The sequence below is a fragment of the Mycobacterium senriense genome (assembly GCF_019668465.1).
GTDB lineage: Bacteria > Actinomycetota > Actinomycetes > Mycobacteriales > Mycobacteriaceae > Mycobacterium > Mycobacterium senriense.
In genome coordinates this window covers 4803489-4823263 of sequence record NZ_AP024828.1, presented here as the reverse complement: position 1 = coordinate 4823263, position 19775 = coordinate 4803489, and the positions used below count along the sequence as shown (strand labels likewise).

Below are 19775 nucleotides of genomic sequence, written 5' to 3'. Positions count from 1 at the left end.
TCAGGCGAAGTTCCTCCCCGCCGGGACAAAGCGGCGCAGTCCAAGCCGGATAGTCTTCCAGCGACCGGTGGCTCCGCGCGGCGACGTCTGCCGAGCGTCACCGGGCCACCAACTCGCCTCGCGGAGCAACGTGGCGATGGCGGGCACCATTAGCGTCCGGACGACGAATGTGTCTAGCAGCAGTCCACATCCGATGATGAAACCCATCTGCACCATTGTTGCGATGGAACCGACCATCAACCCGAACATGCTCGCCGCAAAGATCAAGCCGGCCGAGGTGATGACCGAGCCGGTGCTGGCAACGGTCCGCAGTACCCCCACCCGGATATTGTTGGCCGACTCTTCGCGAAGTCGCGAGATCAGGAGCATGTTGTAGTCGGCGCCCACTGCGACCAGGATGATGAACGACAACAACGGCACCGGCCAGGTGATGTCATGGTGCAGGCCGTAACGGAATACCAATACTCCCGTGCCCATTGCGGCGGCGTAGTTGAGCACCACGGTGGCGAGCAGGTAGAGAGGCGCGAGAACCGCTCGAAGAAGCGCAACCAGTATCAGCCCCACGATGACCAACGTTGCGATCGCGAGCTTGACAAAGTCGCCGACCATCAGATGTTGAATATCGGCATTGACCGCCGGAAATCCGACCATCGAAACGGTGGCGCCGGCGAGCGACGTGTTGGGCGTCGCAGCCACCGCGACGTCGGTGATCTTGTGCACGAGCGCCATCGCCTCGGCCGTATAGGGATCGTAGTGCGACTCGATGGCGAACCGGACGGTCTTGCCGTCCGGTGACACGAATTGGCGAGCGACCTCACCGAGTCGCTTGTCCTGCAGCGCGTTCGGCGGCAGATAGAAACCAGCGGCCGCATCCGATCCTTGGGTGGCACGGGCCGATTCCCGTAGTTGTGCGGCGATCTGACTCATACCGCCCAGCAGCGCGATGTTGCTGTCGGCCAGTGTGTGAACTCCCACCGCAAGCGCCCGGGCACCCGAGGCGAGTCGTCCGATTCCGCTCTGCAGCAGCCGAATCTCGGCCGGAAGACCAGCATTTCGGCCCGCGGCGCCGTTGAAGCTTCGGCCAAGGGCGTCCGCCGCCTCCTGTATCTCCGATATCGTTGGTTCGACCGATAACTCGCCCGTCTTGGCGGTCAACTCATCACCAAGCCCGGCGATCTGATCGAAGAAGCCGCCGCTACGCAGCGCAACTAAGGTCGCGAGGTGTCCGCGTAACGTCACGCACTCCGGCGTACCCGCACACCAGGGTGCGCCGTCGAGCGTTGCGGCCAGGGGTTCGATCGCGGCGATCGCGTCGGACGCCTGCAGGGCCAACGGTCGCAAACTGGCGCGGTCCGCAAGAGCCCGATCAATGTTGGGTGCCATCGCATTCAGCTGCTTCAGCGCCGCCCGGTAGCCGTCGACCTGCCCTCCTGATCCTTGCATCCGATCCAACAAACCCGTCATCGGGGCCAACGCCGTTCGCACGCCCGTATCGAGCTTGGTCAGTCCGCCGGCCAACTGATCCGCACCGTCGGTCAGCTGCTTGAGTTGATCTTTGTGGCCTTCACCATCGATGGCCGCACCACCGAGCTTGTCACCGATTTGGCCATTCTGCCAAGCTAATTCAGCCTGTTGCAGCCGTTGACCGGTTGGCCGGGTCACGCCGACGACCTTCGTCACCCCAGCTATCTGAGAGACGCGGGAGGCCAACTCCTCGAGATCGGCGAGTCCTGTGCCGGTTCGCATATCCTTCGGCGACTCCACGAGCAGAAAGTCCGTCATCGTCGTGTCCTTGGGGAAGTGCCTGTCCAGCAAGCGGTAGCCCTGGTTGCTGGCGGTGTCGGCGGGCTGCGCTTTGCGGTCGTCGTAGCTTATTCGCATCGTCAGGCAAACTGCGGCCAGCGTCAGCAGAACCACCAGACTGATCACCAACAACGGCACCGGCTTGCGGACCACCGTCACGGCGATGCGGTTCCAATAAGCACGTGTCCGATCCGCGCGAGGTTCACCGATGCCACGTCTGGCGGCCACTACCAACACCGGCGGCAGCAACGTCACCGTGGCGACAAATCCGACTAGCACCGCAATGGCGCACGCTGGTCCCGACGTCGCAAAAATGTTCAATGTAGCGAATGTCATTGATAGCAAGGCCAATGCGACGGTCGCCGCTGACGCGAGGATCACGCGCCCGATTGTTGCGGTGGCGTGGACGACAGCTTGGTCCACCGCGACACCCTGTCGTCGTTGCTCGTGATAGCGGCTGATCAGGAAGACCGAGTAATCGGTGCCGGCACCGAGAAGAATGACAGTCATGAATGCGATCGTGAACTGCGAGACTGGCACGCCCGCCTCACCGAGTGCCGCCAGTATCCCGCGCCCGACCGCCAAACTCAGGCCGATGACTAGCAACGGAAGCAGCGCGGTGAACGCCGAGCGATAAACGAGCAGCAGGATCGCGGCGATCAGGGCCACGGTGGCCACCGAGATGAGCAACAAGTCGTGGTCGGCGGCCACGATCTGATCGCTCATCGTCGCGGCCGGACCGGTTACTTTGGTGACGGTTCCGGTGCCGCTGAAGGCGTTGGCGGCGACGTGGCGAACCGACTGCACCGATTCGGCCGCCCGGGGGCTGCCCAGGGTCCCTGCGATCCCGACCGGCAAGTACCAAGCTTTGCCGTCACGGCTTGTCGCATGTTCCGCGGTCGCTGGGTCGGCCAGCAGGTCCCGCACCAGCTTCACTCGGTTGGAATCACCGCGAAGTTTGTCGACCATCCCCGAATAACGCTGTCGCACTTGCGGAGTCAGCCCGTCCGGATTCTCCATGGCGACGACCACCGTCGTGGTCGATCCCTCTTCACCGAACGCCTTCGACATTCGATCCAGCGCCTGCAACGACGGGATGTTCCGCGGAACCGGGTCCACGGACTGCTGCCGGACGACAGTTTCCAACTGGGGGAACGCCAACGCCAGGACAACCGCCAGGCCCAGCCACACGCCGACGACGATTGCCTTGTGCGTCACGGCGAACCGGGCCACGCCGGCCAGGAGGGCGCTGTAGTGTCCGGCGTCGCTGGATTGCGTCCTCGCCGTTCGCCGTGTGCCAGACAAAACACGGGCCCGGGCCGGCCCCAAATCGTTAGCAGCCACGCAACCCCCTGAAGCAGTGTCAACGGTCCCGCGCCGCTGCCTACTTCAGCGCGCATGGACAACATACAACAGTTAGCATTGTCTGTTGTACCGAGGATCGGCGTTGGCCGAGCGATCAGCCAAGGCGAGTTTCACGGTCACCGAGATACAGGATCACGGGTCGAACGCATGGTGCGGGACTGCTGTGATCTAGACGCGCTTGCCGTTTCGGTGGGCCAACTTCTCATGGGTCGGTTCTCCCCAGCGATGGATAAGGCCGGAATCAAGGTCGAACATGTCCAGTACCCGCCCGACGGTGTGGTTGACGATGTCGTCGACGGTCGCCGGCCGGTCGTAAAATGCAGGTACTGGCGGAAAAACGATGGCTCCGCCCTCGGTTGCCGCGAGCATGTTCCGCAGATGAATGGTGGTGAGCGGAGCTTCACGCACAAGTAGGACGACGCGTCGGCGCTCTTTGAGGCAAACGTCGGCCGCCCGCGTTAACAGGGTGGTGGTAACGCCGGTGGCGATTTCGGCCAGTGTGCGCATCGAGCATGGCGCGATGATCATTCCCTGCGTCCGGAACGACCCGCTGGCAATGGCCGCGCCCACATCACCGATGGGGTAGCTCACGTCGGCCTTCGCCCGCAGTTCTCCTGCCGTGTAGTGGGTTTCGTATGACCTGGTTATTTCGCCGGCTCGGCTGGTGACCAGGTGGGTTTCAACCCCTGCGGCATGCAACTGGTCTAAGAGCCGGATACCGTAGATGATGCCGGTGGCACCGGAGATCCCGACGATGAGGCGCTTCATCTTGCCGGCAGCCGTGCAATCCTGCTGAGCACTTCGTGCCGCAGGAGGATCCGTTAAATCCGTCCTTGCCGACATCTTTGACTCCTCACCGGCGCAACTGCCGATAATTGGATCAAACCTGGCGCCGATCACGGATAAGGTGATCGGCGGTGTTACTCCGGCGGGTAGCCATAGTTTTGCCAGTTTGCGAGGACCTTTTGTTGCAGGGCCTTCGGGTAAGCCGTAGTGAACGAGGCGACCTCGGGCAGGGGCCGTCCAATCGACTGAGGGTGCATCAGGCAGTTGTAGAGTGCCTGTCCGCCGCGACCTGTGTATTTCTCCGACGAGTCTAGGTAGGCGACCCAGAAGCCGAGTTTTGTTTTCGAGAACAAGATTTCGCCCGAACCCGGATGGCACCGGGTCGCAAACGCCCACACGACCTGGGCAAGGTCGGTCGGGTCAATGTCGTCACCCATGACCAGGATTTTGGGGAATTGCCAGCCCGTGTGCGACGCGAAGATGGTCTGCCCGATGCGGTGCAAAAAATCATCGACGGAAAGGCCTGTGTCGTCGTGCCAGCTGTCCGGGACGGTGACCACCATCCAATGCGTCGCCGCGTCCAGCGGAGTCCAGCACGCGGTGACGGGCAACTGGGCTTTGCGGCACAAGTCTAGGCTCTCGGCCGAGATTCCCAGACCCCATATCGTGTGCACGTCTTCCACCGGCCGACCGGGCGCGATTACCGGCAGTATCGCGCGGTCGCGGTATGTTACGGCGGTCACGGTGAACAGCGGCCACGGCTCTGGCTCGCCCATCGTGTATCCGCCGTATTCGCCGAGCGGGCCTTCCATCGCGGTCTCGGTGTCGGAGATGAAGCCCTCTAACACGATCTCGGCTGTGGCCGGCACCTCAAGGTCGACCGTTTCGCATTTGACGAGTTCGACCGGTGTGCCGGTGAGCTGGCTGAAGAAGTCGTGCTCGTTGACATAGGCGGGCATCGGTGCGCCGGCGGCGAGCATCGCCGCTGGAGGCGCGCCCAGCGCCAGGGCCCATGGTGTCGGCTTCCCCTCTTGCTTCCACATGCCGTGCACGATGCCGATGTGTTGCTCAGGTATTACCAGGCCCGTGAGGTGATTTTTATCCACCAGCATGGCGCGGTTTACCGACCAGTTTGTCCAAGCGCCGTCCGGTGACCGCACGATATTCACGCCCGCCGTTTGGATGTACCGGCCGCCGTCGCCGTCGTGGATGTAGGGTACCGGAAACCGTGTGAGGTCAATGTCGTTGCCCAGTATGACGTTCTGTTTGCATGGCGCCTTGTCCTTCGATATCAGAATCGGCGCCAGCACCGGTCGTGACTTCGCCTCAACGTAGGCTTCGACGAGTTCGATACCGGTGGCGGGTGGACCGTGGCCCATCATCATGGCCAGGCGTGCCAGGTAATGCCCCGGTTGGCGGCTTGTCGCCGCGGGCGCACCCATCGCACGCAAACCCGGGTCGGCTCCAATCACATTGTTGAACAACGGGGCTGCGGCCTTCGTCTCGGTGCTGTGACGAATGATTGCGCCCATCTCGAGGTTCCAGTCGACGGGTTGATCGATCTCTTGAATTTCGTCGATGTCCTTGAGCGCTGCAACGTAATCGCGGAAACTGTTGAAGTGGCGGCCCTTATGTGCCTCAGGGCCGACACGCCGCGCGGGGTAGGGAGCAGTTCGCATCAAAGTCATGGCGTTTCCTTGAGTCGCGGTCTTCGCTGCGGAGGTGCCGGCCGGCTGAGTCTTACCGCACGTGCGGAACAAAGCCCTGAATTACTGTGACAATCCCGCCTCGTTAACGCGTGCGCCCAATAGGTTGAAATTGAGAGCCTTTATTCGCCCTGTGATGACGACCGCTCGGATTGGGTGACGCGCCGCCACGCGACTGCCGCGCTCAGCTCTCCGGTCGCGCCCGTATGCCGAGCCGTGTTCAGTAGTTATCAGGCTGTGTCGGCAGCCGCCTCAGCGCTCGTGCTCCGGCCGGAAACCTGCTACAAACTGATCTTCCTGTGGGGATCGTAGCGGTAGCCGCGAATCGCCCTGTTGGAGAGTGAATTTCGATCACAGACCCCCATTGGTGCGATGACCAACCGGGTACGTTGTTCATGGTGCGCCCACCAGGATCAAGGCGCCGGCTGAAGCAGGCCGCCCGGCATCCGCGCACCATCGCCTCGGTGCCTTTGTGATGGTCCGAGGAACGGCCCACGACCGTCGTCGGTGATTGCTGCGGAGGCCGACGCCGCACTGTGAATTTCCCACCACACTCCCGGCAAGAAGCGGTACCCGGACGCGCTGCGGCTGTCATCAGGTTGCCGCCACCGTTGCGCGCATCCTCCGTCCCGGGGCGTTTGGCAGTCGGCACCGCATCGTCGACACCGCTCACGTGGCGTGACCTGACCCCGTGAACTCGTCGACATGGATCAACCGATCGGGGTCAGGCCAGCGCGCATTAACGCCGCTAGCTCCCGTAATCCTTTGCCTGCCGGCAAGGTGACGAAGGGCGTTAGTCCCTCTTTCGGCCGGTGTCGTCCGACAAGAAGCAATCCCGGTCAACGCAGCGGCGGCGCCTGTGCGTGCACTAGGTCAGGCAGCGGTGGAATGGCGTCGGGAATCAGACCTTACAGAGTTGCGCCATCAGACTTCGGATGCAAGGCGTTGTTCGCTACGTTGTTGTTGTGCGCGTTACTGCCTCGAAGGGAGATTCATAGCGAGATGCGAATCGATGTGCGCAGCGGCGGCTGTGGACCTGCCTGCCCGGCGCCGCGCAATCCGAGGTCAAATAGTGACACCTAGTCGACTCCGGGTCACTGAAAAAGCGGCCCGCTCCGGGACTTGGGGCGATCGCCCGCCGATCGATGACGACCAGGCCCGCAGTCGCCTGCTCGATGCGGCCGAGACGTGCTATGAGCGGCACGGCGTCAGCCGCACTACGGTCGACGACATCGCCAAGGAAGCCTCAGTGCACCGGACGACGGTGTATCGCTACTTCGGGTCGCGCGACGACGTGCTGGCGTTTGTGATGCTGCGTGAGTCGGCCAGCGTGATCGAGGGGGCGGAGCAGACGCTGAATGGCAACCGGCCATTCAGCAACCGGCTGCTTGACGCTCTCGATGGTGCGATCGCTGCCGTGGAGAAATCACGATGGCTGCGTGTGCTGTTCTCGGCGGAAAGCCTCACCATGACAGTGGCCGCGGCGGCATCCACAGCCTTCCGGGATCGGATCCGACAGACGCTGCGACCTTACGTCGATGCGGCGAAGGCAAACGGCGAGCTGCGCGAGCAACTCGATCCCGACGCGGTCGCCGACTGGCTGGTGCGGGTTGCGCAAATGCTGCTGATGGATCACCTCGCCGAGGGGCAGCACGATGCCCGCTTGGACAGGCGCGCAACATTGCGCAACTTCGTCATCCCGGCCGTCCTCAGCCCCGGCGCTGCCGACACCGCTACCCCGCCGGCACGAACGAAGAGGGCAAAGCGGTAGTTGATCATTCGGGGTCGGCCTACTCCCGGGAGGGTCCGGCTTTGCCGATTCTGGGTGTCAGCGCCTTCTAGTCCGGGACGTTAGATGCCAGCAAGCCAAGAGACATCCCGACGGCTGATGAGTCCGATCCATTCTTCGGTGCGCCGTTGTCGTAACAGGGCACGGACGAGGGGGATCGGCGCCGGATCCGCTTGAGGCGATTTCGACTTTCAATCCGCCAGGAGGCATTGCAAGACAATCAAATTCAGCCGATGTCCAGCTGTGAGACGAGGGGCAGCCGGCCGGAGGTCATTAGGGCCCGGACGCCGCCCGGAACCCGTCATTAATTCCGCGCATCACGCCCGGCGAAAGGGAGCGCAGCGGATGCCGGGCAACGCCTCGCCCGCAATGGCCGCTCGACGCAATGAGAGCATGGCCCGGATGACCACGCACACCTGCATGGGCTGCGGCCTCAAAACCCGGTACTCCTATGGGCGCAACTGCACGGGTTGCGGCTTGGAGACCCGCTGCCCGTATTACGGAGATTGGCCGGATCGGTATCAGCAGGCCGCGGTAGCTTTCGCGGTGCCCGCGAGGATCGTCACTTTGAGCGAGAAGCATCCGACGGCCGCGTTGGCGTTGATGGTGCCGGGCTCGCTCATCGCCATGGCCGCAGTCGCCGCGTACCCACTGGTGTTCGTGCCATTGCTGATCGTGCTCACCGCGGCTATGGTGGCGGCCGTCCGCTACGAGGACGCCCGCATCCCAAAGTAGCGACCCGGTCTACGGCTGAAAGGCCGGAAGAATATTGCCGGAATCGCGAATCTCCCAGATGCTGGCCTTGCTGATGCCGTCGAAGTTGATCTTGTCCAGCGTCGCCCGCGAGTACGTGAGGTCGATGGCCACCTGAGTCGAGGTGTTGCCGTACGGGTCGGTCATCGGGAAGGTGCCCTGGACGTTCACCGCGGACGCGTCAGGATAGGTCGCTCTCGCGTACTTGAGGATGTCGATGGTGTCCAGCCGGGCGCCATCTTTGATCAGCTGCTCGGTGTAGTTGTCACGAATGGCGAATCGGGCGTTGACCACGTCGCCGCTCGGGCCCGGGGCGGTGGTGAAGGTGACTCCCTCCGGCTTCTTGGGGCCGGCCGGTGTCGACGGCGCCGGCTCCGTTGGGCCCGCCGCGATCGAACTGCCCGAGGGGGGCGAGTGGCTGGCCTTCTTCGGGTCGAAAATCCAGCTTTTGCCCACGAGGATCAGGAGGACGAGGACGCACAGCGCCGCCACCGCCAGGACCGCCCTTCCGGACAGGCCCTTCTTCCGCGGCTCTGCGGTGAACGCCCACTCGCTGGTCCAGCTGGTGCCGTCGAAGTATCGCTGCAGCCCGTGGCCTACGGCGGGGTCGGGGTACCATCCCGGCGCCGATTGCGGCGGGGGCGGCGCCTGTTCAGACGGCATCTATCCACTTAGGTCGTGCCAAAGAGATCCGGGCTACCCATCCCGGCGACCGCTCGAGATGCTCCATTCAGTCCTCGCGGTCCGGCTCGGTGAGTTCCGGCGCGTTCTCACGGGTCGCCATCCCGCCTTCGCGCCCGTGATCCACCGGACCGGGGCGGCCGCCCTTGGGCTCCCCGTCGTCCCTCTCTGATTGCTTGGCCATCGCAACCTCCTTCGTCGACCGACGGACTACCCGCAGCGAGCGATCTGAAAGACCCCGAGGACGCAGACTTCGACTGCGGTGAGCCGCTCCGCTAAGCCTAGCTCTGGACCTGTGTGACGGCGGCGGGCCCGCGACGCGCCGCAGATGTGAACTCGAAATGGCCCGCGCGTGACGGTTCGGCGTTCGGCGCGTCGACTCGTCCGGTGCGGGATATGAATCTAGGCGTGAGCACCCACCATGTGAACCTGACCCCGCAGGAAAGCTCGTTGATCGGCGAGAGTCATCCCGAGGCTCTCACGCGCATGGACGAGAAGGCGCTGAAGGACTTGCAGAGCCGGCTCAGGCAAGCGCGCGAGAAGAACTTCAACTTGTTGCGGCGTCAGGGCGCGGCTCGGGTGGCGACCGAAGGTGCCCGCGGCTCCGCCCAGCCGGCCAGCGAAAAGCGCGGCGAAAAGGTCGAGATCTTCGACGAGGCGCTGGTTCGGGTAAGCGAGCGCCTCGGTGCCATCGGCGGCAGCGAGTAGCGGCTAGTCCAAAAGCCTTGCGTTACGGCGCTTTCCGGAGATCGGCGAGCGAGTTTCGAAGCCCACCATCCATCCGGATCTGGACGGCAGCCGCCCCAACCATGATCGCGGCGGTCACCAAGTGCACCACCGCGTCAACCGTGTTGTTGGGAAAATTGAATACGAACGCGACCTGATGCGAGAAAAACGCCCAAATGCCCGGCAGCGCACCGGCTATCGCGGCGAGCAGTAGATACAACACCGACCACGACTTGCGGATAGCGAAGACCAGCCCCGGAGCGAACAGCGCCAGACCGGCGACGGCGTGCCAGCCGTTGTAGTCCATGCCGAGCAGCTGCACAGTCGGCGCATCGGGCCCGGTCGCGAAGCTGGGATTGAGGATGAACCCGATCACGGCCTGAATGACATGGAAAACGCAGATGATCACCAGCCCGACCTGGGCGAAGCTCCACCTCACATTGCACCCCCTTGTGCGTGGCGAGATGACCGAATACTACGCCCAGTAGTAGATCGGGGTCAACGAAGGCAGCGGCTACGCTGTGCCGTCCCGTTCGATCCAACGGGTAAGCGCATCTTCGAGTGCGGTCGCGACGTCCACGCCGGCGCTGTTAGCGGCCTGCTCAAACCGCTCGAGCAGGTCGGTGCGGACCGAGGCGCCCAACCGGGAGAACGGTGGCTTCGGCTTCGGCGGCAGGTCTACGGGCACGTGTCGCGCGACGGACGCGTCAATGATTTCGCGAAGTGCCGGTATCTCGTTGAGCAACGCGTCAAGATCGTCGCGTTCAATCCGCAACAGCTCGGCAGGCCCCATCGTCGTCACGGTGGCAGAACGCAGCCTGCCGCGCTGCAGCGCCGATTCGCCGATCACCTCGCCCGGCCCCAGCGCGGCGACGCGGTCCCGGCCGATGTACACGCCCACCTCCCCGCTGAGCAGGATGTAGCAGGAGTCCGACGGAGTCTGCTCATGAATCAGCGGCAATGCCGCCGTCGTCGCGGTGCGATGAGCTACTCGGGCGAGCCGCTGTAGTTGAGCATCCGAGAAGTTACCGAATGTGGCGTACCCACGTAGCCGCCGAGCGTCTTCCTCATAGTGCTTCGCGTCGGCCTTCATAGCGGACTCCTGACGTGCGATTGCCGCTGACATCGACGAGCGTAACGCGGATTTGCGGTGGGCCGCCGCCAAAACTCACTTCCGACCGGGAAGCTTCGATACCGTCCGCACGATGGGCAACAGCGACTTCTGCCACAGTTTTCCCGGAATACCAAGGGGCGGATCGAGATTGAACACGCGCGCGGTCGCGATCGTCTGTGATTCGGTGTACTTCAGCAGGCCCTCGGGACCGTGCCGGCGGCCGACGCCGGACTGGCCCATCCCGCCCATCGGCGCGCTGAGGCTGCCCCACGCGAACGCGTACCCCTCGTTGACGTTCACCGTCCCGGACCGCAATCGCGCGGCGACCCGCTCGCCCTCGGCCGAGGAGCCGGCCCACACGCTCGCGTTGAGCCCGTACTCGGTGTCGTTGGCCTTCTCGACGGCCTCATCCACGTCGGCGACGGGATAGATCGAGACGACCGGCCCGAACGTCTCGTTGGCCGCGCACTCCATCTCCTGCGTGACGTCGGTCAACACCGTCGGCTCGTAGAACAGCGGCCCGACGTCGGGCCGGGCCTTGCCGCCTGCAATCACCTTGGCGCCCTTGGCTTTCGCATCGTCGACGTGGTCCGTCACGGTGTCGAGCTGACCCGCGGAGATCAGGCTGCCCATATCGACCGAGAAGTCATATGCGGTGCCCAGCGTCATGTTTCGCACCGCGGCACCGAACTTGCCGACGAAATCGTCGGCGATGTCTTTGTCCACGTAGATCCGCTCGATGGAGATGCACAGCTGGCCCGCATTCGAAAAGCACGCGCGGGTGGCCGCCTTGGCGGCCTTGTCCAGGTTGGCCCCCCGCGTGACGATCATCGCGTTCTTGCCCCCGAGTTCGGCCGAGAAACCGATCAGCCGACGGCCCGCGTGTTCGGCGAGTTGCCTGCCGGTGGCGGTGGAACCGGTGAACATCAAGTAGTCGCAGTTGTCGATGATCGCGGTGCCGACCACCGAGCCCGGCCCGGGCACGATCGCATAGAGCGCCCGCGGCAAGCCGGCCTCATAGAGCAGCTCGGCGCACGCGAGCGCACAGTACGGGGTTTGGCTGTCCGGCTTGAGCACCACCGCGTTACCCGCCAGCAGCGCCGGCACCGAGTCGGACACGGTCAGCGTCATGGGGTAGTTCCACGGCGAGATCACCCCGACCACGCCCTTGGGCTGGTAGCCGACCGTCGTCTTGCCGATCCCGGGAAGCAGCGCGGGCACCGTGTGGGGCTTGAGCAGGTCCGCGGCGACGCCGGCGTAGTAGTTCGCGTTCGCCATCAGGTCGATGATTTCCTCCTGCGCCGCCCAGCGGGCCTTACCGGCCTCGGCCTGAAGGAGATCCATCAGGAACTCGCGGTTCTTCACTACGAGGTCGCGATAACGGGCGATGACGGCGACGCGCTCGGTGACCGGGCGGTTCGCCCAGGCGGCCTGGGCCGCCCGCGCTTCGGCGAATGCGGCTTCGACGTCTTCGGCCGTGCCGATCGGGATGGTGGTCAGCGGCCTGCCCGTGAAGATCTCGTCGATCGTCTTCGTCTGGCGTGCGGTGATGTCTTTGATCGCGGCCAGTTGACGCAAACGGTCGAAGACCTCGGCTGACGGTGCGGGCATGTCACTACCTCTCGAACGGTGTCCAAAGCACCAGACTATTGGTTTTTCCGTGCCGGCCTGCCGGCGATGACAACAAGATCGTGGTCGTCTGCCACAGCGAAAGTGGGTAAGCAACGTACAAGCGCTCGGGCGGCGCCAGGTTTATAGACAGGCACTAGGCGGAAGGCGGCATCGGATGGTTCGTCATGAAGGTGGCCGATGGGATGTCGGGTCCGAGAACGACGCGGTTTACCTCGAGCGCATCTCTGAGAGCGATGAGCGATTGTTCGACGACTTGTTATCACCTCAAGAGGCCCGTCAACTGGCCGGGCTCTTGACGAAGTACGCGGACAAGGCCGACGAGGCGGAGGCCGACAAGTCGGACGAGTCCGAGGATTCTGGCGATGAAGATTCTGGCGATGAAGATTCTGGCGATGGGGAAGCAAAAGACGCTGACCAGTCCGAGGATTCTGAGCGCGAGGCGAAGGACTCCGAGAAATCCGACGACGATGAAGACGACGCGCAAGAGCCCGACGAATCCAAGGACTCCGACGACAAATCGGACGACTCCGACAAGTCCGGCGGCTGAGGGTCCGACGACTACCACTACTGCGCGGTTCGGCGACGGGAGCCCGCCGGGGCACCATCGTGGCCGGTCCAAGGGGTGTCCCGACGGGCTACTGCGTGCACGGGGCCGCCGGTCTCGCGGTTCCTGTAGCCTCGTGGTCGACCAACGCCTCGAGCCGAAAAGGCAGTGCCGGCGAGCGTACCCGCTGACCTCGCGCCGATCCTCGCCACTTGTGCGTAACTACCACTTTGAGATCGGACGTGACCCACTTTGCTGCGGTTCGTGAATTCTTCCTGTCCGCGTGCCGTCGCGCGAACGCCGTACGTCGCCGCGCGCAGAGCGCCCTGAGCGTCGATGGCAATCACCGAAGTACCTGAATACGCCCATCTCAGCGACGACGCACTCGAGGCGCTCGCGAGCGCACTGGATGCGATCCGTTGCGACGTCGAGGATTCGCGCGGAATCAAGGACCGCGAGTACATCCGGCGCGCCATCGCCTTTCAACGATGCCTCGAGCTCGCGGCGCGGCTGACGATCGGCGGCAGCAAAAGCAAGCTCGGATGGGCAGTCGGAACCGCCGCGCTGACCGTGGCCAAGTGTGTCGAGAACATGGAACTCAGCCACAACATCACCCACGGACAATGGGATTGGATGAACGATCCGGAAATCCATTCCACTACCTGGGAATGGGACATGGTCGGCCCCTCCGCGCACTGGCAGTCCTCTCACAACCATCGACACCACATGTTCACCAACGTCGTCGGCGTGGACGACGACCTGGGATTTGGAGTCCTGCGGGTCACTCGAGATCAGGAGTGGAAACCGAGCTCCCTATTGCAGCCATTGCGCGCGATGCTGCTGGCGCTCTTGTTCGAATGGGGTGTCGCGCTGCACGGCCTGTACGCGGTACAGGATCGCGAGACGACAGATGCCCGCAAAGCCGTCCACAAGAGGGCGATGATCCGCAAGATGGCTCGCCAGGTCGTCAAGGATTACGTGCTATTTCCCGCGTTCAGCCGCCGCCGATGGCGCAGCACACTGGCGGCGAACGTCGTCGCCAACGAATTGCGCAATGTGTGGGCGTTCGTGGTGATCGCCTGCGGCCACTTCGCGGATGGGGCGGAGAAGTTCACGCCCGCGGTTCTGGAGAACGAGACGAAAGCCGACTGGTATCTCCGGCAAATGTTGGGTACCGCGAACTTCCGGGCCGGCCCGGTGCTGGCGTTCATGAGTGGGAATCTGTGTTACCAAATTGAACACCACCTCTTCCCTGATCTGCCGAGCAATCGCTACCCAGAGATCGCCGACCGGGTGCGAACCCTCTGTGTCACCTACGATTTGCCCTACACCACGGGCCCCTTGCTTCGGCAGTTCCTACTCACCGTTCGCACGGTCTGCAAATTGGCACTGCCCGACCGGTTTTTGCTCGCCACCGCTGATGACGCACCAGAGACCGCGTCCGAGAACAGGTTTCGGAGCGCCGCGGACCGATCACGGGCGGTAGATGCGGGCAACGATGTGCTGCAAGGGGGATTGGCGACGGCAATAAGCCTTCGCGCCAATCGGCGCCGGCACAGGATCCGGTCCACCTAGTCGCAGATTACGCTGCGGCGCAATGCCTTTAGACGGCGGTGACACCAACCGCCTGAGGGCCCTTAGCCCCCTGGGTGATCTCGAACTCGACCCGTTGGTTCTCCTCGAGCGTGCGGAAACCGCTCCCTTGGATCTCGGAATGGTGGACGAACACATCTTTTGCTCCACCGTCAGGAGCGATGAATCCGAAACCCTTCTCGCTGTTGAACCATTTGACAGTTCCCTGCGCCATACCTAACTTCTCTCTTTTTCAGTGGACGTAATCAGATCCATCCGCGCGGTGCCCCTCGCGATGAGCCCGCCATCGAGGACCCAGCGCCTCAGGATTTCTTGGTATGCAGCGAAGATTCGGTAGGCGAGATATGGGCGGCTTTGAGGCGCTTCGCGGCGCGCTTCTCTTTCAGAGACTGGCCCGATTTTTTGGTCATGGTTTTCCGTGGGGATTTGTCAGACACTGTGGCCCTTTGATTTGGGGGCCTGAGTGGTCCCGATCCGGCGAGTGTACACCTGGTCGGGCTGTTGGGTTCGGCTCCACGAGGATTGCCGTTTCACGGCCCTTTGTCCGATGCCCGCTTGGAAATTCGTCCACGCCGATCGCGCGTTGTGCGGGAACCGCCGTCAGCCCAACGTATTTTGCCTCCGTGCTAGTCGGGTGGTCAACAAGCTTGGGTACGACGAGCCGTGCCGGACGATTTCATCGCATGGCCCATCAGTGACACATAAGCAGCCGGTGGCGTAACGTTGGGCCAGAGCCATTTCGTTGTCGGCGCTGGCCTCGAACGTCACTGCGCGAACCATCACGGACAATGCGATTCCTCCGTCGCCCCGACCTACGGGCCGATTGCTTCGAACTGTGAAGGGTCGTGGCATGAATCGCGCAGATTCGCTGATCGAACTCGTTGCGTCTGAAACACAACCCGATACCACTAGCACGCGCGGGCGGCGTGGTGGGGCGGAGCGTCCAGTGACCCCGCTGCGGCTTACGCTGGCATCGCGGCTCGGGAACAAGATCGATGGCGCGTGGTGGCCCCGGACGGGCGTGGTCTCACGAGAACTGCCGGGTTTGGTCTCGGCGTTGGAGGCCCGCTTGGGCCAGGTCGTCGATATCAACGTCAACTGGTCGTCATTGCAAAGCCAGCGGAGTCTGAACTGGGGTTGGTTGCAGGGAGTCCATCCACAGGTCATCACCATCGTGGGCCGCGACGCGCAGGCGGCACTTCTCTTGGTTCCACACCGCACCGGTACAGCGCTTGCGGTCATGATTTTGCGTCGGGCTGCCGGCCTGCCCGTCTACCCGATCCATCACGACTCACGCGCGTTCAAGACCGCCGAATGTATAGTCCGCGCGGCCCGCGGCGAGACCATGTATGAAGTGCGTCGTCGAGTCCCGTCGAACCACGGTGCGGGTGCGCGACAGCTGCCGTAGGCACCCTAGACGCGGGCTTCGCTTTCTTCCGCGCTGATCATCAGGAGGCTGTCAACCGTCAAGGCATTCTCCGGGCCCGCCGCAGCCATCATGACAGCGTGCGCCTGATCTGGATCGGTGTGCGGCGACACCACCAGGAGAACGATTCTGGTGCGGTCGAGTCCGAGTACTTCGACGGTGTTGATTGGCTGGCGGCGATACCCGTCGAGCCGTACCGTGTGAGCGTCAAGCTTCAATTTCGCAGGTGCCGTTGACCATTCGGTGAGCTTGTAGATCACCCGGCCGATCGGACCGAGCCGGACTGAAAGCACCGCCAGCAGGTCTGGCAGTTCTGCCACGAGATCGTCACTGTGTGGCCACCACGCTCCGTCGACAAACCCGCTTTGGGGGGCTTTGGGCTTGAGGCGCAACCGCGGCGTGTGTAGCGGAGGGGTAGGCCGACGCTCGGCATCTGTGTGGTCCTTTTGCGGCGTCATACTGACGCTCCCGTCTTGACCGCGGAACCGGCCAATCATTCGAATCGACGACGACATGGCTTTGAGTAGTCAGGTACGAAAGATCGCCGACGGGTCCACACTACGCCAGTGGACCAGTCCGGACGCGAGCGTGCATGCGAGCCGCGGGTTGGTTACCTGCGGCACGCGTTCCATGTACTACCAATGCCGTTGCGGCCCAACGGTGGTTGACGATCCGTGACGATCGTCAGTGCGGTCCCGCAGGTGGCATCAGCGGATGGAAACCAGTTGGTCGATGGAATCGCGCGGCAATTCGCCGTCGACGAGCGCGGTCACCACCAGCCGGTGCAGCGTGATCGCACCTTTGTGATTGTCGAGGAACGCTGTGTCGGAGGCGTCGCGACCGGTGGCTATCCGCACCAACGTCTGGCGCGGCGCCAGGAGCGTCGCGTCGACCACCCGCCAATGCCCGTCGACGAAGGCCTCAGCGACGGCGTGGAAGTCCATCGGGTATACGCCCGGTGCGTACACGGACGCCACCCGGGCCGGGACGCTGACCGCTCGTAGGAGTGCCACCACCAGATGCGCGTAGTCTCGGCACACACCTTCGCCGGCGAGCATCGTATCCACTGCCCCGTCAATCGGATCGCTCGAGCCGGGTACATAGTCCAGTCTGGTGCCGACCCAGGAACTGACGTGCTCCAGCAGTTCCGCAGAGTCACGGTCGTTGCCGAATTCGGTTGCAGCAAAACCGAAGAACTTGTCGGATTCGGCATAACGGCTGGGGCGCAGGTACATCGACTGGTCGTATTCGGTCACCGGAGCTGGATCAGTCTGACCCACGATCGTCGCCTCGTAGTTGACTTGCAGTGTGCCCACCGCCGCGTGGAACTTATGGATGCGATTGCCGTGCAGCCCGCTGACTTCCAGCGGCGTGATCGGCCGCCCGTTCAAGACGAAGCGCAGCGACTCGAAGACCTCGGTGCGCGGGTGCGGTGCAACGGCAATCTGAAACTCCAGCGTCGTGGCCGCCGTGACTTCGACCTCCATCTCGGCACCCACTTCTCGTCGCATAGCGTGATTCTGCGTCAGTTGTCCTGCATTCGCTACCGGGGTGCAGAGGTGGCCATGGGCTGGGACACAGGCGGGTTTAGACATTTCGGCAAAACGGGTAGGCGATTCTCACAGTGCGCAACCAAGATCGGTTCGAAGTGATCGCCCGAAAAATGGTCCAGGGGGCCTCGGGCGTGTGTTGCCTGCTCTTAGATCGCGACCTGCGGATTCGCGCGGCAAGCAGAGACTACGAGCGCGTCACGCTTCGCGAGCACGGCGAACTTCGCGGGCAGTACCTTTTCGACGCCTTCCCAGACAATCCCAAGGATCCGCGCGCCGACGGGACAGCGAGGCTCGCGTCGTCGCTGGAGACCGCGATGCAGAGGGGCCGGCCCCACACGATGCGGATGCAGCGGTATGACATTCCCGATCCCGCCGCCCCCGACGAATTCCTGCCGAAGGTGTGGAGCCCCACCAATACCCCGTTGCTCGATCACGGCGAGCTGGTGGGCGTGGTGCACACGGTGAAGGAAGTCTCGCAAAGCAAGCAGCTTCTCGACGAGGTGGCGCGCGACGTCGATCGCGGTGTCGCCTGGGATCCGGCGGACCTGCTGCACACCCTCAAGGCCGTCAGCGCCGTGGAATCCGCCCAATTCCGCCAGCGCCAGGAAGCGGTCGCCGCCGAGATCAGCCAACTGATGCGGGCCATCGCGAGCCGAGACATGATCGGCCAGGCCAAAGGCATGCTGATGGAGCGATTCAACATCGACGCTGATCGAGCGTTCGGTCTGCTGACCAGGTTCTCGCAGGAGACCAACACCCGGATCGAGGAGATCGCCCGCAACCTGGTCCAGGCGGAGCGCCCGCCGCGTTCGAGCTGAGGCCCGCCGCTTCAGCGGATGTGCAGACCCTGGGCCAGCTGCGACACCCCGACCACCGTGAACAGTGCCACCAAAATTTGCCGGTGGTAGTTCCGCACCCAGTTGTGCAGGACGAGCAATAGAGATTGGGTCTTTGCCGGGGTGACCATATAGCCGACGAGGATGACCTCGACCACGGCGTACATCAGGATGATGAACGCGACGGATGCGCTGGCCTGCGCGGTGACCGATGCCCCCGAGGCCGCGATGATCGCGACGATGAACAGGACTCCGTCGACCGGCACCGAGATGATGCCGATCACCCACGCGACCCACGAGGAGCCGCCCTCCCACGCGTGGTGAATGCGACCGATCAGACGCCGGAATGGCGATGGGTTCTCGGTCGACTCATCCGGGACCCGGGTCAGCAGCCGCGGCATCGCGATCGGCGCACCTGAGACCATCGACAGTTCCGGGGAGCGGTCGTCCTCGGGTACGGGTTGCGGCGCCCGTCGACGGGCGAGGAAACGCACCGTCATCACAGCGGCGATCGACAGGCCGACCACGCCGAGGCCGATCTGAATCTTGCCGAGGGTCGAGCTCGTCGACGGGGACGCCGAACCGCGCGCAACGTGTCCGAACACCGGAGTGAAGTTCAGCAGCATCAGGGGTATGAGCAACTCGGGAATGCACACCGTCAACCCGCCGAGCCAGTACGCGAGCAGGCTCGGCCCGGGCCGTGGCCGAGAGATCATCAACAGGGCGAGCCCGAGACGGACAGGATTGAGCGCAGCCAGGATCCCCAAGCCCAGCACAGACCCCCACATGGTTCGAGGCTCTACCCGCGAGTGGTGGGGACCAAACGCCGCCGAATCACTTGCGAGAACGTGAAAAATCTGTTTGGCAAAGCCGGCTATGAGTCAGCTGTGTACGCCGAAACTTGATCGTGTCCAACGGATTCGGGCTAGGCCGCCGTGCGCATAGCGACGCAGGTAAGGGTACGGATCTGCGGTCCGAGGATGCACTGGCTTATCTCAACGGTTTGGGGTAACCGCGTTAGCCGGCCGGCGCGATACATGGGCGCTGGCGAACTCTGTGCTGCCGCTAGTGCGTGAGATCCATCACAACGCGCCTGCGTGACGGCCTGCCCGGGTGCCGTCAGCAGGCAAGCGGCAAACGTAGCCGGGGGCTGCGCGTTCAACGCCACCCGGCCGCGACGTCTCCCGGCCTTGAAGCGTGGGTGCCGGGGACCGGCTGGCTGGTAGCTACGGGCGGAAAGAGTCTGGCGCGGACCGCGGCCGCGACGCGGGGCTTCACAGAGCAAGCGCCAATACGTTTTCGCATGGTGCGCGTGTGAAATTCGACATCTGCGCGATCGACGGTAGGCTTGTAGCGAATATCCGCGAGTGCGTTGCTAGAGGCTATTTTGTGACGCATCTGCGGAATTACGCCCGGTAGTGCCGCAGGCGAGCGCCGTCCGCACTGGGCGAAACCGGCAATCAGAAGC

19 protein-coding genes are annotated in these 19775 nt (G+C 63.6%); 7 read left to right on the top strand and 12 right to left on the bottom strand.

Annotation, left to right across the window (positions count from 1 at the left end):
- From MTY59_RS22485 to MTY59_RS22475, 3 genes are all read right to left on the bottom strand, one after another.
- The gene (locus MTY59_RS22485; RefSeq protein ID WP_221046593.1) at window positions 1-3108 is read right to left on the bottom strand and encodes an MMPL/RND family transporter; all 3108 of its coding nucleotides are present in this window, start codon (window positions 3106-3108) and stop codon (window positions 1-3) included.
- 228 nt (window positions 3109-3336) lie between these two features.
- Complete coding sequence (locus MTY59_RS22480; protein ID WP_284145236.1) at window positions 3337-4011, bottom strand: UbiX family flavin prenyltransferase; 675 nt, start codon at window positions 4009-4011, stop codon at window positions 3337-3339.
- Between the two features lie 77 nt (window positions 4012-4088).
- On the bottom strand, window positions 4089-5642 hold the full coding sequence (locus MTY59_RS22475) for a UbiD family decarboxylase (RefSeq protein WP_221043116.1): 1554 nt from the start codon (window positions 5640-5642) through the stop codon (window positions 4089-4091).
- 1048 nt (window positions 5643-6690) lie between these two features.
- Here MTY59_RS22475 and MTY59_RS22470 point away from each other — a divergent pair.
- Entirely contained in the window at window positions 6691-7431 is a 741-nt protein-coding gene (locus tag MTY59_RS22470; protein WP_221043115.1) for a TetR/AcrR family transcriptional regulator, read from the top strand.
- A gap of 411 nt (window positions 7432-7842) precedes the next feature.
- A complete protein-coding gene (locus tag MTY59_RS22465) occupies window positions 7843-8184 on the top strand; it encodes a hypothetical protein (protein WP_347881627.1) in 342 nt (113 codons plus the stop codon).
- A 9-nt stretch (window positions 8185-8193) separates the two neighbouring features.
- Here the strand turns inward: MTY59_RS22465 and MTY59_RS22460 are convergent, their stop codons facing one another.
- Together MTY59_RS22460 and MTY59_RS27760 are read right to left on the bottom strand one after the other, a co-directional pair.
- Window positions 8194-8865 carry a DUF2510 domain-containing protein gene (locus MTY59_RS22460; protein WP_221043114.1) on the bottom strand — a complete coding sequence of 224 codons (672 nt, stop codon included), beginning with the start codon at window positions 8863-8865 and terminating at the stop codon, window positions 8194-8196.
- Between the two features lie 67 nt (window positions 8866-8932).
- Window positions 8933-9067 carry a hypothetical protein gene (locus tag MTY59_RS27760; protein WP_284145235.1) on the bottom strand — a complete coding sequence of 45 codons (135 nt, stop codon included), beginning with the start codon at window positions 9065-9067 and terminating at the stop codon, window positions 8933-8935.
- A 224-nt stretch (window positions 9068-9291) separates the two neighbouring features.
- Between MTY59_RS27760 and MTY59_RS22455 the strand changes: the two genes are divergently transcribed.
- Window positions 9292-9591 (top strand): hypothetical protein, encoded by a 300-nt coding sequence (locus MTY59_RS22455; protein ID WP_250160628.1) that lies wholly within the window; start codon window positions 9292-9294, stop codon window positions 9589-9591.
- Window positions 9592-9613: 22 nt separating this feature from the next.
- Here the strand turns inward: MTY59_RS22455 and MTY59_RS22450 are convergent, their stop codons facing one another.
- The 3 genes from MTY59_RS22450 to MTY59_RS22440 all read right to left on the bottom strand — a co-directional run bounded on the left by MTY59_RS22450 (window position 9614) and on the right by MTY59_RS22440 (window position 12334).
- Window positions 9614-10048 (bottom strand): DUF4383 domain-containing protein, encoded by a 435-nt coding sequence (locus MTY59_RS22450; RefSeq protein ID WP_221043112.1) that lies wholly within the window; start codon window positions 10046-10048, stop codon window positions 9614-9616.
- A gap of 75 nt (window positions 10049-10123) precedes the next feature.
- Window positions 10124-10702, bottom strand: coding sequence for a cyclic nucleotide-binding domain-containing protein (locus tag MTY59_RS22445; RefSeq protein ID WP_221043111.1), 579 nt, complete (start codon window positions 10700-10702; stop codon window positions 10124-10126).
- A gap of 75 nt (window positions 10703-10777) precedes the next feature.
- A complete protein-coding gene (locus MTY59_RS22440) occupies window positions 10778-12334 on the bottom strand; it encodes a succinic semialdehyde dehydrogenase (RefSeq protein WP_221043110.1) in 1557 nt (518 codons plus the stop codon).
- A gap of 175 nt (window positions 12335-12509) precedes the next feature.
- Between MTY59_RS22440 and MTY59_RS22435 the strand changes: the two genes are divergently transcribed.
- The gene (locus MTY59_RS22435; protein WP_221043109.1) at window positions 12510-12902 is read left to right on the top strand and encodes a hypothetical protein; all 393 of its coding nucleotides are present in this window, start codon (window positions 12510-12512) and stop codon (window positions 12900-12902) included.
- Window positions 12903-13235: 333 nt separating this feature from the next.
- Complete coding sequence (locus MTY59_RS22430; RefSeq protein WP_221043108.1) at window positions 13236-14474, top strand: fatty acid desaturase family protein; 1239 nt, start codon at window positions 13236-13238, stop codon at window positions 14472-14474.
- 28 nt (window positions 14475-14502) lie between these two features.
- Here MTY59_RS22430 and MTY59_RS22425 read toward each other — a convergent pair whose 3' ends face one another.
- Window positions 14503-14706, bottom strand: a complete 204-nt coding sequence (locus tag MTY59_RS22425; RefSeq protein WP_221043107.1) for a cold-shock protein — start codon at window positions 14704-14706, stop codon at window positions 14503-14505.
- Between the two features lie 732 nt (window positions 14707-15438).
- Between MTY59_RS22425 and MTY59_RS22420 the strand changes: the two genes are divergently transcribed.
- A complete protein-coding gene (locus MTY59_RS22420) occupies window positions 15439-15900 on the top strand; it encodes a DUF5994 family protein (RefSeq protein ID WP_250160627.1) in 462 nt (153 codons plus the stop codon).
- Window positions 15901-15905: 5 nt separating this feature from the next.
- Here the strand turns inward: MTY59_RS22420 and MTY59_RS22415 are convergent, their stop codons facing one another.
- Together MTY59_RS22415 and MTY59_RS22410 are read right to left on the bottom strand one after the other, a co-directional pair.
- On the bottom strand, window positions 15906-16376 hold the full coding sequence (locus MTY59_RS22415) for a DUF5994 family protein (RefSeq protein ID WP_221043105.1): 471 nt from the start codon (window positions 16374-16376) through the stop codon (window positions 15906-15908).
- 249 nt (window positions 16377-16625) lie between these two features.
- Window positions 16626-17429, bottom strand: a complete 804-nt coding sequence (locus tag MTY59_RS22410; RefSeq protein WP_221043104.1) for a transglutaminase-like domain-containing protein — start codon at window positions 17427-17429, stop codon at window positions 16626-16628.
- Between the two features lie 113 nt (window positions 17430-17542).
- On the opposite strand from MTY59_RS22410, the gene MTY59_RS22405 reads away from it, so the two are divergent.
- The gene (locus MTY59_RS22405) at window positions 17543-18289 is read left to right on the top strand and encodes an ANTAR domain-containing protein (RefSeq protein ID WP_221043103.1); all 747 of its coding nucleotides are present in this window, start codon (window positions 17543-17545) and stop codon (window positions 18287-18289) included.
- Between the two features lie 11 nt (window positions 18290-18300).
- Here MTY59_RS22405 and MTY59_RS22400 read toward each other — a convergent pair whose 3' ends face one another.
- Window positions 18301-19095 (bottom strand): GAP family protein, encoded by a 795-nt coding sequence (locus tag MTY59_RS22400; protein WP_221043102.1) that lies wholly within the window; start codon window positions 19093-19095, stop codon window positions 18301-18303.
- Window positions 19096-19775: the final 680 nt, after the last annotated feature.

What these genes read in the sequence shown, in the direction of transcription:
- MTY59_RS22480 (WP_284145236.1), bottom strand. Translation starts at nt 4,011, where the DNA reads ATGTCGGCAAGGACGGATTTAACGGATCCTCCTGCGGCACGAAGTGCT.
- MTY59_RS22475 (WP_221043116.1), bottom strand. Translation starts at nt 5,642, where the DNA reads ATGACTTTGATGCGAACTGCTCCCTACCCCGCGCGGCGTGTCGGCCCT.
- MTY59_RS22465 (WP_347881627.1), top strand. Translation starts at nt 7,843, where the DNA reads ATGGCCCGGATGACCACGCACACCTGCATGGGCTGCGGCCTCAAAACC.
- MTY59_RS22460 (WP_221043114.1), bottom strand. Translation starts at nt 8,865, where the DNA reads ATGCCGTCTGAACAGGCGCCGCCCCCGCCGCAATCGGCGCCGGGATGG.
- MTY59_RS27760 (WP_284145235.1), bottom strand. Translation starts at nt 9,067, where the DNA reads ATGGCCAAGCAATCAGAGAGGGACGACGGGGAGCCCAAGGGCGGCCGC.
- MTY59_RS22445 (WP_221043111.1), bottom strand. Translation starts at nt 10,702, where the DNA reads ATGAAGGCCGACGCGAAGCACTATGAGGAAGACGCTCGGCGGCTACGT.
- MTY59_RS22440 (WP_221043110.1), bottom strand. Translation starts at nt 12,334, where the DNA reads ATGCCCGCACCGTCAGCCGAGGTCTTCGACCGTTTGCGTCAACTGGCC.
- MTY59_RS22435 (WP_221043109.1), top strand. Translation starts at nt 12,510, where the DNA reads ATGGTTCGTCATGAAGGTGGCCGATGGGATGTCGGGTCCGAGAACGAC.
- MTY59_RS22430 (WP_221043108.1), top strand. Translation starts at nt 13,236, where the DNA reads ATGGCAATCACCGAAGTACCTGAATACGCCCATCTCAGCGACGACGCA.
- MTY59_RS22425 (WP_221043107.1), bottom strand. Translation starts at nt 14,706, where the DNA reads ATGGCGCAGGGAACTGTCAAATGGTTCAACAGCGAGAAGGGTTTCGGA.
- MTY59_RS22415 (WP_221043105.1), bottom strand. Translation starts at nt 16,376, where the DNA reads ATGACGCCGCAAAAGGACCACACAGATGCCGAGCGTCGGCCTACCCCT.
- MTY59_RS22410 (WP_221043104.1), bottom strand. Translation starts at nt 17,429, where the DNA reads ATGCGACGAGAAGTGGGTGCCGAGATGGAGGTCGAAGTCACGGCGGCC.
- MTY59_RS22400 (WP_221043102.1), bottom strand. Translation starts at nt 19,095, where the DNA reads ATGTGGGGGTCTGTGCTGGGCTTGGGGATCCTGGCTGCGCTCAATCCT.